The sequence below is a fragment of the Vibrio sp. Vb0349 genome (assembly GCF_033338975.1).
On record NZ_JAWOTS010000004.1, the window covers coordinates 112,287 to 128,867 of the forward strand.

The window sequence follows — 16,581 nt, forward strand, 5'->3', positions numbered from 1 at the left end:
GACGTTTACGCCTGAGCACCAAGCCATCGGCCAAAGCGTGACGGTAACGCTAGAATTCGATAAAGATCTGCAGTCCGACGCGGCGGAGTTAGGTGGCACGACGATCACCTCGTTAGTGGCAACCGCGGACCCAAGTGTTTGGACTGGTGATGTGGTGGTACCAAGCACGTCAGAGCTCAATGTGGCGTTGCTTGTTCGTGACTACCAAGACTTATCAGGAAATACCGGTAGTCAGAACACGGCTTACTCCATGCCAATTACACCGACAATACACCTAGACGTTATCAACGATGTTACTGGAGTGGAAAGCGTGACAGTAAGTGGCAGCAGTGAACGGTTTGAAGATGGTGAGTTCATAGATATCAAAGCAGTCGACGCTGATGGTGCAGAAGCCACAGGCATGGCTACCGTGCTTTCAGACTCATGGACAACTGATTTAGATCTTTCAGGACTCAAGGAGGGGGTAGTGACGATTTATGTAAATGGTACCAACAAGCTTTCCGCCTCTGCCGAAGAGGCTCAAGCAACATTTAACTATGATCGTTTCGCAAGTACAGCCTCCTTAGGTGCTGTTTACAACCGATATTTTAGTGAGAACAAAACTTTAAAAAATGCGGCATAAATAAAGCGAGCGTTTAGCTCGCTTTATTTCTTTGGGACTTTTTGTGATATTTATCAAAATAATTGCCTTTATTGATAAGTTACTCGAATTAATGAATCGTCTTAATACAAGGCTGAATAACTATAATAACTAGGCCAATGTTGCTTTTAGGTGTGTATGACGTGATTGTGATGGTCGCTCGGCAGGTGCTGTGGTGAATGTGTCGCGTTGAAAATCTTTTTAAATATTATATATTTACGCTCGTTTCTATACTCTGAGTATAGTGTTCTGCATGAGGTCGATGGGTAATACCTCACCTCTTTAACTCGCGATGAAGCAAATTTAATCCTAGCAAGCTTCAGAGCAGTTACTTTTGTGAGTGCGTAATGCGCTCACCTTTTTATTTAAACTTCCTCAGTAACAGTCAATTTGTTGTTTGTTGCTGAGGAGGGCACCTCATAAGCTTCTGAATTTCCTCGTGCTTACCTGAAGCGCACGTTACTACGATTTTTGTTAACTTCAGTCCATAAATTAAATTTTTTTAGATAGTAAGATTTTACCATTTTGACAGAGTGGGTGATGTTACTGGCTTTTATTGTGGTCAAATCGCATGTTTTGATAGCAAAAATTACCATTTTTTTGGTGTTTTTGATTTCGGGCGATTTTTCTATCTCGTTGAAAATAAATGGCTAAGTAAGTAGGATACGCAGACCAAATCGTACTTGTAAGCCTTATCAGCTTAATTGTCACCGCAGCCATATTTACGATGTTGGTTGTGGAGAATTCAAATGCATTTAGTTTGCAAATTTATACCTAGCTCGAAGCTATCCTCCAACGAGCTATCTTATGTTCTTACACCGGACGAGTGTATAGGACAGCTTTCGCGTTTGCGAAATTCAGATGACATCCTTAGAAACCTCCCTAAAGAATTGGCGCAAAAGATTTCCATCTCTGCCAAAAAAACGACCAGCGCATTGCTATCTGCGATAAGAATCGAATTGGGGAAAGGCAATTGGGTGTCATTATCTACCGTTGCTCGTCGTTCGCCATTGACGGACTCTCAGCTGCAAAGCTTCCCTAGACTTAAATCACTCGTTGACTCTGTATCAGCTTCGAATGAAAGCAAAGCTTTTAAAGCAGGATACAAGCAGGTTACCGACGATGTTGCTCTAGTTCGCAGTTACGCGCATGTCCCCTCTGAGCCAAGCCCAGACCAAAAAATTGTTGTCGAGTTTGCAGGGCAGTGGTCTAGCAACGCGGCATGTTTGATGTTGGGAAAAACCGAAGCTCAAAAAGAAAAAGTGACTGTAGGCAAGGCTGATACAGAAAACAAACACCGCAGCCTCGCGATATTTAAAGATCTCGAAGCTGAGGGCAAAACGCTCTATATCAAAATCCCTTGCACTGACCAGCCTCAGCCAATTTTGCTTAAACTCGCCGAAGACCTGCAACCCGTTGATAAAGAAACTCAGATGGATGAGTGGGATAACGTGTTAGTGCCAGTGGTTCCGTTGCACTTCCCTGGTAGCGATAAATCAGATGAAGCTGCAGAAGTGTTTAAATCAGGCTACGTGTATGTTGTTTGGAACAATAAAATTTGGCGCGAAGTGGCAATTACGGAAAATGGTTACTTTTCAGATACGGACATTAATAGTGTTCGTGAAGGCTCTAGACCCAAAAGGCACGCCGATATCTATATGACCAATCCTGAAACAGGCGGTGTTTTCGCTTATGAGCCTTTCCAAATCGTGCAGAACGGCAAGGTGGTAAGTGAAGGCTCTTTGAATGGCTCTGGAGAGGCTCGAGTGTTCAACTTAGTTGAGGAAGAAGTTGAGATAGTCATGACAGGCTATGAACCACAAATCAAAGAAAAGATTGAAACAAATTTGAGCCCTATTAATGCTTCTAGCCCAGTGGAGCGGAGCGCGCAAGGTTACCCTCTCCCGCATATATGGCTTCCTTACAAGATTAAAGGTGAGCCTCAAGAAGTATATTTGGCTTATAACAGTAAACGATTGAGCGAGAGTGAACTATCTCAACTAGAAAGTGATCCCGGAACCAAGGCCATAAAAGTCACTGATCTTAACCATTATAGCAGTGAGAAAAGCTTTAAAATTGGAGACGGTTCTGTTCGTCTGCTCTCAGTATTACCAAGTGCTGCGACCTCAAAACCTGAAAAATACGCAATGTTACGAAGCCAGGTAAATAAAAATGTAGCGGTCGTGTATTTACTTAAATCTGTCGAGATAGTTTTCGAATATCCGGGCTATACGACGCTGGACGAGTCAGATGATTACTTTGAGTTAAGGCAAAGCGATGGTGATTGGTCGCAGCGAGTGTGCTTGCGCCAATGTATAAAAAAAGAGAATGGTTCTAGGTTGATTCGTTTTACTGGTTGGCCTGCAGAGGTTAAAGAAGTGGATCTTCTCCGTGGTTATCAGGGCAATAGTCATCACGGAAGAGATAATAAAACGGTCATTTTTGCTCAAACACCCATTGCGGATTTACTGGCTTATAAGAAAAAAGATCAGACAAGTTAACAAAACAACTTATTCGGATTGCGTTGTCACACTATTAAACGCGATCGAGAAAGATAACGAAGAGAATATAAGATGAATCTACGTCATACATTATGCTTGATTACTTTAGCGGTCTTATCTGGCTGTAATCAAGAATCGGCCAAGGAACCAGAACAACACGCGCCAAAACCTCAGACGGTTCAAGACCGAATCGCAGAAAAAAATGCTCAACAGTGGGAAGATGGTCGTGTTTATATTACAGAAAACAATTACGTTATTTATGACAAAGAGACGGGTAAACCTAAACACTTTATTTTTAAAGCTAAAGAATGGCCACGTGAAGATCTCACCAATGAAGGCTCTTATGATTTACCACGTGTAGTGTTTCGTTGGGATAACGCCCGAAATGAAGCGAAAGACCATTATGATCAAAGGGATAAAGTGTGGAGTATCAAAACGGATGGGACGGACTTGCGTCTGGTCGCAGATGAGTTTGTTGGCAAAGTTCGTCTAATGCGTGTCTCTCCAAATAATCGCTACTTGGCTTTGGCCTATTCGGCCTCAGAAGGGATGTTTAAAGTAATTAAAGATCTTAAGACGGGTGAGTATATTGAACTAGGTCGTTCACGTGGCTACCCTGAGTTTCTATGGGCTGAAGACAGCAGCTATCTTTACTACGTAGACAAGTTTAAAGACTGGAAGTACACGTTAGCGACGGGTGAAAAAGAAGAAACGGAAGTTAATTTTAATGAATACTCTGTTATATATAATGGAAAACGAATTGTTGTTGTTGCATATGGAGTAGCAGTTTTCGATGAGCAGACGAATGAACTGCTTTATTCTGTTGCACCTAAAGAAAGAGGAGGTGATTTGGATGCCAAGGAGTTCCGTAAGAAAGCAATTAGCCCAACAGGACGTTATGTTTGGTCAGAAACCAGAACGCACCGTTATCTTATTGACGTTAAAAATAGAACCTTCCAGTCGGAAGAAATTGTTCCAAGAGCGGTAGGTAAGTTACGTTATTTTGAAATTCTAGGTAAAGATGTAAATTACACACGAGATGGAGCGGCTAGAGTTATATTGAGCAAGACAACAGAAAACAATGAATTTGGGCCATACCTGAAATGGGAGCAAATTGGGACAGGCCATAGTGCTGGTAATTCTTCTCTATACAATGCTTTTGCCAATAATGGTGATTTTGTTAAAGAGGGGGATTTATGAGCCTTGTAGAGAACTGCAATACAATACCGCTACATGCTAGTTATTATTTATTTGGCGCTTACTTTGCAGCCGAAGAAGATGAAAATAACGACAAAACTTACCCTTCATGGCACTCTAACACGAGTCTAGTTGGAGAAAATATTTCCAATATTCGCCCGTTAGCGAAAGTGCCGATGCTTAACGTCACCGATAGCGATAGCCCTAAGCTTTGGGCTACCGACCATAAATTTAAGTTATGTTCACTGGGTAACGGAAAGCCCGATCAATATGGGGCTTTTGAGGTCTTGACACCAGAGCACACAATTCATGCTTTAGGTAGGGATCTACCCAAAGAGGGCGCGCAGACCTTCACTTTCCGCTTTCCGCCCTTGCCTTTAATAGCTTCACTTTCTGAGTTAAACCCCAAAGAGTTAGCTACAAAAGTTGCAGATTTGAGTAGCCAGTTGGAAAACAGCGAAGCAAAACTCACCTTGACAGAGATCAGCATTGAACAATTGGCTAAGCCTTACGAACCAGCTGCGAACGGGGGGCTCAGCGAAGAACAGGCAGAATATAACAAGTGGTATGAAGATGTAAGTGAATCGGGAGAAACACTAAAAGGCTTCGTTTTACCTGTTGTGGCGAGTTGCGCTGTGGTTTTTTCTGATCAAGGTTATGAAAGTGCGACGGTTACTTTGCAAAAGTTTGACTCAACCAAAGAAGGTGGGGAATACAAAACGATAGGTTCTTCAGTACAAGCAGCATTACCTGAAGATGAGCATTCAGAAGAAAATGCTAAGCAATACCCATGCGCGATGTTTCACGTTGATCCTGCTGATTTTAAAGAAGGCTTATACAGTATCCGTGTCGAATTTATTCCAAGCCAGATGAAAAATGGCGTTCCACAGTTCATTAAAGACGCTCATATTCAGCAATTTTCTGAAGGCTTAGATACAGTCTACACTTACGAGCTACGTGAACAGATTACCTTTTCTTCAAGCACTCCGTTAGGGAAATTTGCCATTGTCAGTGGCGATATGATCTCCCTTGAGGAATCCTTGATTTATCAATACCCTCAGTACTTTGGAAATATGAAACATTACCTTCACGGTAATGTACAAGGTGTAACAGCTAATACGCCAGCTTCAAGAAGTATTGCGTTACTCAAGAATATCCGAGATGTGTCTGCTCAGCTAGGAGCAGGGCTGCTGAGCGGTAGCTTGCAAGACACTTTAGATCGTGATGGCCGCCAAGCGGTGTTTAATAACGTCTCGAAACTGTATTGGGATGCAGTTAAGTCCGAGATGCCGCCTGCGATGAAAGCGGCGGGCGAATTGTATTACGGTATTTACAGTACGAAAGAAGCGCTTGATAAGTTGCAGGAACTCCACACTCCAGCTATCGCGGGTGTTGGTTGGAAGGCGCTATTTCACGATAAGGTTTTTAACACCAATGAAGCTCGGTCAAGCGCACTAGCACTTTCTTTTGAATCACGTCTGGGTAACCGACGTGTGGTTGCCGGGCGAGTTGCGGAAGCTTGGCTTTCTGGTGGTAAAACCGTTGGTTTTAATGGCTTCGGAACGGGATTGACAGCACTTAGTTTGTATAAAAAAGCTAAACAGCTGGTTAATCAAAATAAAAAGGTTGATAAAGCAGAGCAAGGAACAGAAGAAGTTACAAAAGACTACCTTGCTCAAATTCCAGTTTGGAAGACTGCTAACCATATCCAGGAAGAAAAACTAGAACAGGCTTTAAAAGATGCGCGTGATCAATCTGGCAATCAGATTGACGCCATTCTCGTAAATAGCTCTAGAGGCGCAGGAATAAAAATAGAATTTGCCTTTAACTCGCGTGAAAAAGAGTTAAAGGATCATGCACCTATATTTAAACAGCTTGCTGCTTCTCTTGCCAACGTTTTAGAGAATGAGCCAAACCTTAGAGTAGAGATAGAAGGGCATGCTTGCCAAGTCGGTACCGAGAAAGCAAATATGCAGGTCTCGGCAGAGCGCGCAGAATATGCGAAAAAACTGCTCATGAAGGAGTTCCCTGTTTTTGAAGGTCGTGTTTCGGTAGCCGCTTTTGGTGAAAGTAAACCTGTCTATGTTCCCAAACAAGGTGAAAAAGTCGACCGCAACAACCCTAATCTAAGACAAAACCGTCGGGTTGTAATCCGTATTTACCTGCAATCCCTGAACATATTCTTTCATCCCAGTCGCTATGGCTCGCATGCAATGGAACGCTCTAGGCTTGCTCTAGAAGCTGAGATGGTTGCGCAAGATAAAGCAGAAGTCGCACTGCGAATGGCGATTTTTGACAGTGTCGTTGACGTCGCTTCCTATATTCCTGCTATAGCTCCTGCGGCAAGAGGGTTTATGCTTGCCATAGAGGGGTCAAAGACAGCAATATCTGCGGTGAAAGTGATTGATAGTTTAATGTTGGACTCCTTCCTAGAAGAGTTAAAGCAAAGCCATGAGGTTGTCAGTGAGCTTGAAAGGCTGGCAAAAATACATATCGAGTTACTTAACGATTTGCGACGCAGTAAGGTAGATGTAGGTATTGAATGTAGGTCTTATCAGGAACTCATTACTCACCTTGAGAGCGAAGAAGTTCGTAAGGAGGTGTTAAAACGCTACCAACTACGAGCGCTTGCTATTAATGGCTTAGTGTTATTACTCGCTGACCTAGGATCTCAAACCAAACGGAATTCTAATATCTCGTTTAGGTTTTTGGTTGAGCGTTACAAGGTGAAGGAATACATTGAGAACTACATTTTGAGCGATGATTGGTCTGTACATACGATCAAAGGAAACACCTTAGCGGCTAACTGGAAGAACCGTTGTGATAACGAGTACTACACCGAATTATCGACAAAGATGCCACAAGGTGCGCAGCATTGGCCTGCTCCAATAACAACTAATAGCAAAGTTTCTCATCTCTCTATAACCGAAAACAGGGATAGCTTTAAAGCGTCAGGTGCATTTAATCAAATCTTCCCGATACAAACCATGTTGTTTGAACACCCAAATGAAACGATGTTTGATAACTTTACCGAGTCATTTAACCCGCAAGGGAGTGAGTTAAAGAAAGATGAAATCGGCTATTGTCGAATACTAGTTCAGTCAGCTCGTTATACTGAAAGTGATGAACCAGAATGGATGTCATATGATAGTTGGATTCAGCAATCTAGCAGCAGTCGCCTAGGTCCATACGATAAAGTGAAAGTGCAGTTGATACTTAAAAAAGAACACAAGTATGCGAAGCCAGTTACGATTGGCTATGATCGCGTCGACGGGCTCGAAAATATTAAAGGTCCAGCTTTCAGTGACTGGATGCTGCCAATGAAGGTTAGTGACTTCAAAGCAGATCCTGATGGGCGAATAAGTGCTTTTTACAAGCAACAGGGGATTGATGACGGCGCTACGTTGATTGCTATTGAGCATATTCCCTCATTCCGCTTCGGTGATGTGATGATCGACGGTATGAAACCAATGACCTCTAAAGCAAAGCTAATGTTCTCTGATGCAATGTTCAGTATGGCAGTTTCCGGAGCAGCGATATCTGGTCAGCCAAGCGACTATTTTGCAGAAGCGGATTCCTTTAAGCGCTATGTAAAAGGCGGAGGCTTCCAAAATATGCGTTACTGCTTGGGAATTAGAACGAATCAAGGGCAACATAGTTTTTACTTACCACAAGAGTACAGTCTGGGGCAGAAGTTTGATGATGCTGAAGATGAGTTGCAAATTGGCGCTTTAAGTACAGAAACTAGACTGGTTTTGCTTGATACCTATTTGGGAGAGCAGCAACTGCGTCTACGTGAACAGGACCTTATGGTAGAGAGCTTTACCTTAATGGCAAGTGAGGGAGACAAAAATACCATCCCTATACTTCATGGCATTAAACAGCAAGTGGTGGCTATAGACACCAAAGCGTCTGGTTTGAACTTTTTCAGTGAAAGAAAGTGGTACCAATCGGCTGATAATATCTGGCGTGATGGTTTCTCATGGGGAAACAAAAAGAAAGACGATCCTGCCAGTATTTATGTACTGATTTTGGGTGAGAGTCATGAAAAAGCACTTTATGAACGTTTGGGTATGCCGTGGGAAGCAGTGAATATGTGTATTCAACTGGCGCTCGACGGAAATGATGGCAAGCCAGTTAAAGGTCCTCTTTACTTCACCGATATGTATCATATTGGTGAGTTTGTCTATAAAAACGAAGAGTGGATGTTTACTGAATCTATTTCAGAAAACCATCGAGAACAAGTTGATGCCATGAGTGAGTTTATAGGTGAAGCTGTAGGTAGTCTCACTAAAGAGAATGAGCTATCTAAGAGCAAAAACTATACGATGTACTGCATGAGGTTTAACTTGGAATATGTTGCACCAACGGGAGTTAGGTTAAAAGGCCTAAGACCGTTTGGTGGTGTAATTGGTGGTAAAGCGAACTTGGAGCTTTCGGTTGCTCATCTAAAACAAGTCGGATTAAATGGAGCTGATGACTATGATATTGGTCGTGATGCTGTAATTTCTATTCCTTCTTTAAATGCGGATAGTGCTTTGGCTGGTAATTTCTTTAGTGATATGCCTTGGTTAATTGAGAAAGAGTCGACAGAGGAAGGCGTAGACAAGTCTGCGGCTGAAACTTGGAAGCAGTATAACGAATCTCAACGCAAGAAATGGTTGAAAGATTGGATTGAGAAACAACCTGCGGTAACTCAAGCACCCAAGCCCTTGGAAAAGTCACTTGATAACCCTTCCTAGATGCAAAAAACCGCCTTCGGGCGGTTTTTCTTTTCTTATGACTTCATACTGAATTTAGAAGTTTCTTTTTAACCCCCATCAACCCGCTGCAGAAATATCGTATTTCTTCATCTTATGGTTGAGAGTGCTCATTGGCAGCGCCAATTGCTCAGCGGCCTTCTTGGTGTGCCAATTACAGGCATTTAAGCAATCGATGATTACTGTACGCTCGTATTGGCTGACAACGTCCTTAAGGCTCTTTGAAACGTCTTCTAAATCCGCTTGTGCTTGCTGCTCGTAAGCAGGTTGCTCTGGGGTAGGTGAAGCTGCTTTCATGTCAATACTTGGTACATCTTCTGGGATTTGTTCGCCAAACTCAATGTGAGTAATGGTTTCAAAATCGGACAGTAGCACCGAGCGCTCAATGATGTTCTTAAGCTCACGCACGTTCCCTGGGTATTGGTAGGCAAGGAGCTGTTTACGTACGTTGGCACTTAACCCTGGCGTTTGCGGCAGACCTAGCGTGTTGGTTGTGTGTTGCACGAAATGTTCGGCAAGGGGAATAATGTCTGACTTGCGAGCTCTCAATGGTGGTAATGTAATAGGGAACACATTCAAACGATAGAACAAATCGGCACGGAATCCGCCATCTTTGATTTGCTGCATAAGATTACAGTGGGTTGCGGCGATAACGCGAACGTCCACCTCAATCTCTTTGCTGGTACCGATAGGGCGAACTTTGCGTTCTTGTAGTACACGCAGTAACTTTGCCTGCAGTAGCATTGGCATATCGCCAATTTCATCTAGGAAAAGCGTGCCGCCGTTGGCTGCTTCAAACAAACCGACTTTGTCTTTGTCTGCGCCCGTAAATGAACCTTTCTTATGCCCAAAAAGCTCAGATTCCAATAACTGCTCTGGAATAGCCGCACAGTTCTGAACGATCAAAGGCTGTTCTGAACGATTAGAGTTTTCGTGAATGTATTTCGCGATCACTTCTTTACCAGCGCCCGTTTCACCACGCAACAGAACGTCGACAGGAAGAGATAGCACCTTATCAAGACGATTCAAGACATTGAGCATTTCTTCGCTCTCTGCAATAGGACCCTGATAGGTTTTTTGGGTACGTTTTTTGAGCTGAGTGTTCTCGCGCACTAGGGCTTGATTGTCGGCATTGAGATTTTTAATCACTTGCCCGTATTGCTCTAACCACACAGCTTGGCGAATATTACTCGCGGCCATACGACAAAACTCAGTCAATGCAGTTTCATTGTCGATAACACTTAAATCGAGTAAGACTAACAGCCCAATGGTTTTGCTTTCGCTATCAATCAAAGGCCAAGCCAGTAAGTTCTCGCTTTTTAATCCCAGTGTCTGCTCAGTTTGATAGATGCTTTCGCAGTCATAGCCGTTGTACTTATACAACTCGTTAATCAACACCACTTCACCATTACGAATGGCAAAGTTAAATGGATCGTTCTCACTGGCTGAGTCTAACTGTAATGCATCCCAAGGATGGGAAACGATAGTTTTATCGTTATGGTGAGCGGTACTTGGAATCAACGCCTGCCCAGTCTGGTCCAACACATAAATGATGCCGTGCTTTGCGAGGGTCATTTGTCTCGCAGCAGTCAACACAGCATCCAACGTTTGGGTAAGCTGGCTGCGATCAGCCAAAGACTGACTGATCGCAAGTAGGGCGTTACTAAGTTCGCTATGGTTAGCTGAACGCATAGGTTAGTGTTCCTTGCTCATCGACAGACACTTCGATTTGCGTATGTGAATCATCCTTGTCATGCACTAATAGCTGAGTCGATAGTTGCGGCAGCAACTGACGGTTGATGACCGCGTCGATGTTACGCGCACCCGTTTCAGCAAGGCGACAGTTACCTAGTACGAACTCAACCAAGCTGTCTTCGTAGCTCAGAGACAACTTGTGATGGCTCTGTAGACGCTGAGAAACTTTGTTCAGCTTGTGGTGAATAATTTCTGTCATTGCTTCATCAGACAGCGGAACAAATGGTAGTACTGACATACGTGCCAACAGCGCCGGCTTGAAGTGTTGGTTCAAAGTAGGGCGAATAGCTTCTGCGATGATGTTTGCATCGATGTCTTTGGATTGATGAACCAAAGATTCGATCTCATGCGTCGCAAGGTTACTGGTCATGATGATCAGCGTGTTCTTGAAGTCGATTGTGCGGCCTTCGCCGTCGTTCAGCGTGCCTTTGTCGAACACTTGGTAGAACAGGTTCAACACTTCAGGGTCGGCTTTTTCCACTTCATCAAGAAGAACAACAGAATATGGACGTTGACGAACCGCTTCTGTCAGCATGCCGCCTTCACCGTAACCTACGTAACCCGGAGGTGAACCGATTAGGCGAGATACCGTGTGCTTCTCTTGGAACTCAGACATGTTAATGGTCGTCATAAAGCGCTCACCACCAAACATTTGATCAGCGATCGCACGAGCCGTTTCGGTTTTACCCACGCCACTTGGGCCAACCAGCAGGAATACGCCTGTTGGTGCGTCTGGGTTACCTAGACCAGCTTTCGCAGTTTGAATGCCTTCAGACAGGGCATCGATAGCGTATTCTTGGCCTTTGATGCTTTGTGTTAGGCTTTCTTTCAGTTTTAGCGTGGTTTCTGCTTCGTCTTGAAGCATCTTACCCATAGGAATACCAGTCCAGTCCGAGATCACATGGCTAACTTCATCTGGACCCACTTCAAAGTGAACCAGCGGGTTACCACTGCGGATTGCGTCTAACTGTTCTTGGCAGGCTGAAATTGCAATGCGAACGGCTTCTTCATCCATTTCTGCATATGGAGAAACGTCTTGCTCTTGTTCTGAATCTTCGTCTGCAGCAAGCTCTTCTTCATTTGTTTCGCCAAAGACCAGTTCATGTAAGCGAGAGCGTAGAGCAATCATCTCTTGGATCTGCTCTTTTTCTTTGTGCCATTGCGCTTCTTGTTCTGCTAGCTCTTCTTTCGTTGTTTCCATTGCCAGTTTTAGGTCTGGAATGTTAGCAAGGCTGTGCTTGTCGCCAGTTTGCTGCAGAGCATCACGCTCAAGTGCTTCAAGCTCGCGCTGTTGAGCTGCAAGTTCTTGTTGCAGTGTCTCAACAGAAGCAGGAATGGCATTAAGGCTGATGTTCACTCGTGCACACGCCGTATCTAGTACATCGATCGCTTTGTCTGGCAGTTGACGACCAGAGATGTAACGAGCAGAAAGTGCTGCCGCAGCAGTGATAGCATCGTCACGCACGTAAACGTTATGTGACTTCTCGTATGCTGGGCGCAGACCACGAATGATCAATGCTGCTTGCTCAGGAGACGGTTCGTCGAGTTTCACCAATTGGAAACGACGCGCAAGAGCAGGATCTTTCTCGAAGTACTTCTTGTATTCCGACCATGTTGTCGCAGCGATGGTTTTCACTTCACCACGCGCTAGGGCTGGTTTTAGCAAGTTTGCCGCGTCGCTGCCGCCTGCTTGGTTACCACCGCCAACAAGGGTGTGTGCTTCATCGATGAATAGAATGATAGGGGTTGGCGAGTTTTTCACTTCATCCAATACTGCGTTTAGGCGTTTTTCGAATTCGCCTTTTACGCTTGCACCAGCTTGCAGAAGACCCATGTCCAGGCCGTAAAGCTCAACACCTTTGAGGTTGTCTGGTACGTCACCTTGTACAATCTTAAGTGCCAAGCCTTCTACTACTGCGGTTTTACCAACGCCCGGTTCACCAACAGCAATAGGGTTGTTTTTACGGCGACGAGCAAGGATGTCCACGATTTGGCGGATTTCTTGGTCACGGCAGAAAACAGGATCGATTTCGCCTTTGCGTGCTTTACCAGTGAAGTCTGTCGTGAACTTGCTCAGTGCTGAGCCATCCTCACGAGCTTGTGTTTTCTCTGAAGTAGCAACTTGCGCCTCAATAGAGTGGCTTGTTAGCTCTGCAAAGTTACGCTTAAGGCTGTCAGGGTTTACCGCTTCAAGGATAGAGGCGTAACCATGTTGGCCGTAACGGAGAGGGTTGCTAACAAGAGTAAGGAGTAAGGCACCAGAGCGGATTTGTGTTTCGGATAGATCTAAAGAAGAAACCAGCCAGCTTTCTTGCAACCATTCGATTAATAACGCAGAAAAAACAGGTTTGCTGCCATTTCCTTTGGCGTTGGTGTCGAGTGTGGATCGAACCGATTGTCTTAATAAGTTCTCAGAACAATCAAAATGACTTAATAAGACGTCAAAATCACTATTTGGCCTTTCTAATAGACTCAGTAAATAATGCTCAATTTGAACTTCGTTTGCTTTTTCAGAGACTGCAAGTGCAGCGGCGTCTTCTAATGCTACTTTTGCAATCGGGTGTAGACGCTGAATTAATGAAGAAAGGTTTATATTTATCATAGCCATTTTATTCTTTAGAGGAAAAGAGGTAGCGGCTATTATACTAAAAGTGATTGCGTTCTTTTTTTATCAAGATATTTTGACTATCGTTTGTTGGTTATTTTTAATGATTATTGTGACATTAATGTTTGTGGTTATTTTAATGGCGTTGTTATTCTAAATTAATTGATAGTAAAAGTGTCGGATTTATTAGTTTTAATGACTTTATTTACACAGTTTTATATGGTTATTTTCACTTTTTAAAGTTAGAACAATTTATTATTATCTTAATCCAACTTTTTGGTTTTTTATCCAATAAATTGTACTCAAGATATTAGTGAATAATGCCTTAATTTGTATAAGTTGTTGTTTTTATTGTGTTTTTAAAGTTGGCACGGACTTTGATTATACCAAGTAGTCGCGGTGATAAGCGATTTGGTGATTTAAACAAAACAGATTTTAGAAAAGGAAATAGCGATGCCAACTCCAGCATATATGTCTATCCAAGGTGAGACTCAAGGCCATATTACTAAAGATACTTACTCTGCAGATTCAGTAGGTAACACATGGCAAGAAGCTCATGTTGATGAGTTCCTAGTACAAGAACTTGATCACGTGCTAACTGTTCCACGTGATCCACAAAGTGGTCAGCCAACTGGTCAACGTGTACACCGTCCACTTGTTGTAACTAAAGTTCAAGATCGCTCATCTCCACTACTATTCAACGCACTAGTATCTGGCGAAAAACTTCCTGAGTGTGTGATCCGCTTCTACCGCACTTCAGTTCAAGGTAAACAAGAGCACTACTACTCAATCAAATTGATTGATGCGCTACTTGTCGATATCCAAACTCGTATGAACCACTGTCAAGACGCAGCAACAGCTGACCGCGTGACAGAAGAAGTGCTTAAGTTCACTTACCGTGCGATCGAAGTAACTCACGAAAACTGTGGTACTGCGGGTAACGACGACTGGCGTGCTCCACGCGAAGCTTAATTGCTCGTCGCGTAAAGATTCAGGGCCAACGATTGTTGGCCCTAATTCGATTATTTGTATCAGGTAAAAGATATGGTGAATGACGTAGAATTTAAATTTGAAGTGCCTGGATGTGGGCATGAATTTCGGGTCGAGAGCTTTCATGTTCATGAAGAGTTATCTAAGCCTTTCCACATCAATCTCTCATTACTTTCACTTGATCCAGATATCTCGTTCGATGAGTTAATACGTAAAGCAGGAACATTGACACTTTACGGACAAGGTGTTGGGGCTGCGCGTGTGTTCAACGGCGTGGTGAATGAAGTGCGTTACTTAGGAACTGGACGTCGTTTTTCTCGTTATCAATTAGTCTTGGTTCCTCAAGCTTGGTTCTTATCTCAGCGCCAAGATTGTCGTATTTTCCAGCAAAAGTCAGCGCAAGACATCATCACAGAAGTACTCGATGATGGGGCAGTCACCGATTACCGATTTGAAGTGTCGGGTACTTATCCTCCAAAAGAATACGTTCTGCAATACCGTGAGTCTGACTTGCACTTCGTGCAGCGTATGATGGCTGAACACGGTATGTGGTATTACTTTGACCATAGCGATTCAAATCATACGATGGTCATTGTCGACAGTAATGACGCGATTGCACCTTTGATAAGCTCGCCACTAAATGCTTCTTACATTGGGCCGATTGTTTATCATGCCGATGGTGGCGGTGTTGCCGATCGCGAACATATCTCTGATCTCGAGTTAGTTAACCGCGTTAGAACAGGACAGGTTACGTACACAGATTACAACTACGAACACCCTAAAATTCCACAAGAGATGACACAGGCTGGCGAGCTAGACCAAGATCTCAAGCAGTTTGATTATCCTGGACGATACGTTGACCCGCTGATGGGTCAGGTGAGAACCACGGAGTGGATGTCGGAACACATAGTCGATAATCAACAAGTGGAAGCAACGAGTGACGTAATGCGCTTAGCATCTGGTTACAGCTTTAACGTCAGTGACCACCCGCGTTCTGAGATTAACCGCGATTACCTCATGTTGTCTGTAATGCACACAGGTCAAGATCCGCAAGTGCATGAAGATGAAGCGAGTGGTATGCCAACCACTTACTACAACCAGTTCTCGTGTATTCCACGTGATGTGGTGTTTAAAGCGCCTAAACTAGCAGCACCAGTAGTGGATGGCCCTCAAACGGCGGTTGTTGTAGGACCAGAAGGTGAAGAGATTTACACCGACAAGCTTGGTCGAGTGAAAGTACAGTTCCATTGGGATCGCTACGGTGATAACAACGAACATTCAAGCTGTTGGATTCGTGTAAGCCAATCCATGGCGGCGCCAACATGGGGCGCAGTTTATTTGCCGCGTATTGGCCACGAAGTCGTAGTGACTTTCCTTGAGGGGGATCCAGATCGTCCGTTAGTTACGGGCGCAGTTTACAACGGTTTGCATTTCCCACCGTACTCTTTGCCAGAAAACAAAACTCGTACCACGTTCCGCACGCAAACGCACAAAGGAACAGGTTACAACGAGTTGAGTTTTGAAGACGAAGCGAACCAAGAAGAAGTCTATATTCACGCTCAAAAAGACATGTCGACCAAGGTGCTCAACAACCGTTACCGTGATATCGGTCAAGATGAATTCTTGAAGGTTGCACGTCACCAAACGAATGAAGTTCATGGTGACCATAAAGAAACCATTAATGGGCATAAAACGACACAAGTAAACAGTACGTTTACCGAGACAGTCGAGCAAGACGTTACCGTTACATACAACGCGAACGAAGCCCAGTATGTGAAAAACAATTCTGACTTAGAAATTGGTGATAACCGTACGACTAAGATCGGTAAAAATGATGACTTAGATATTGGCGAAAACAGTAACCTTACTATCGGTGCGTCTAAGAGTTCAGATATTGGTGCGGATGATAACCAGACGATTGGTGGCAACTTAACGGTATCAGTGAAAGGGAACACCGCTTATAAAGCCGATGGTGCAACGCAAATTATCAGTGGCGACAAGATTGTATTGAAAACGGGTGGCTCCTCTTTAGTGATGAACAGTGATGGTTCAATAAAGTTATCAGGCTCGGCTATTACGATCGAAGGCAGTGACAAAGTCGTCGTGAAAGGTGGCAACGTAGTGGTTAACTAA

7 protein-coding genes and 1 pseudogene are annotated in these 16,581 nt (G+C 43.8%); 6 read left to right on the forward strand and 2 right to left on the reverse strand.

Annotated features, from left to right (window positions below):
- From R7Q47_RS06950 to R7Q47_RS06965, 4 genes and pseudogenes are all read left to right on the forward strand, one after another.
- A pseudogene (locus R7Q47_RS06950) lies at window positions 1-622 on the forward strand (hypothetical protein); the annotation flags it as partial.
- A gap of 767 nt (window positions 623-1,389) precedes the next feature.
- Window positions 1,390-3,141, forward strand: coding sequence for a hypothetical protein (locus tag R7Q47_RS06955; RefSeq protein WP_318088781.1), 1,752 nt, complete (start codon window positions 1,390-1,392; stop codon window positions 3,139-3,141).
- A 72-nt stretch (window positions 3,142-3,213) separates the two neighbouring features.
- Window positions 3,214-4,341 (forward strand): Tricorn protease domain-containing protein, encoded by a 1,128-nt coding sequence (locus R7Q47_RS06960; protein ID WP_170892080.1) that lies wholly within the window; start codon window positions 3,214-3,216, stop codon window positions 4,339-4,341.
- Window positions 4,338-9,080, forward strand: a complete 4,743-nt coding sequence (locus tag R7Q47_RS06965; protein WP_318088784.1) for an OmpA family protein — start codon at window positions 4,338-4,340, stop codon at window positions 9,078-9,080. Before R7Q47_RS06960 ends, R7Q47_RS06965 begins: the two co-directional genes overlap by 4 nt.
- A gap of 78 nt (window positions 9,081-9,158) precedes the next feature.
- Here R7Q47_RS06965 and R7Q47_RS06970 read toward each other — a convergent pair whose 3' ends face one another.
- Together R7Q47_RS06970 and tssH are read right to left on the reverse strand one after the other, a co-directional pair.
- Entirely contained in the window at window positions 9,159-10,790 is a 1,632-nt protein-coding gene (locus tag R7Q47_RS06970) for a sigma-54-dependent Fis family transcriptional regulator (protein ID WP_318088786.1), read from the reverse strand.
- Entirely contained in the window at window positions 10,777-13,455 is a 2,679-nt protein-coding gene (gene tssH / locus R7Q47_RS06975) for a type VI secretion system ATPase TssH (protein ID WP_318088788.1), read from the reverse strand. The genes R7Q47_RS06970 and tssH overlap by 14 nt, the downstream gene beginning before the upstream one ends.
- A gap of 456 nt (window positions 13,456-13,911) precedes the next feature.
- Between tssH and R7Q47_RS06980 the strand changes: the two genes are divergently transcribed.
- Window positions 13,912-14,430 carry an Hcp family type VI secretion system effector gene (locus R7Q47_RS06980; protein WP_005373415.1) on the forward strand — a complete coding sequence of 173 codons (519 nt, stop codon included), beginning with the start codon at window positions 13,912-13,914 and terminating at the stop codon, window positions 14,428-14,430.
- Window positions 14,431-14,502: 72 nt separating this feature from the next.
- Window positions 14,503-16,581 carry a type VI secretion system tip protein VgrG gene (gene tssI, locus R7Q47_RS06985; RefSeq protein ID WP_248486449.1) on the forward strand — a complete coding sequence of 693 codons (2,079 nt, stop codon included), beginning with the start codon at window positions 14,503-14,505 and terminating at the stop codon, window positions 16,579-16,581.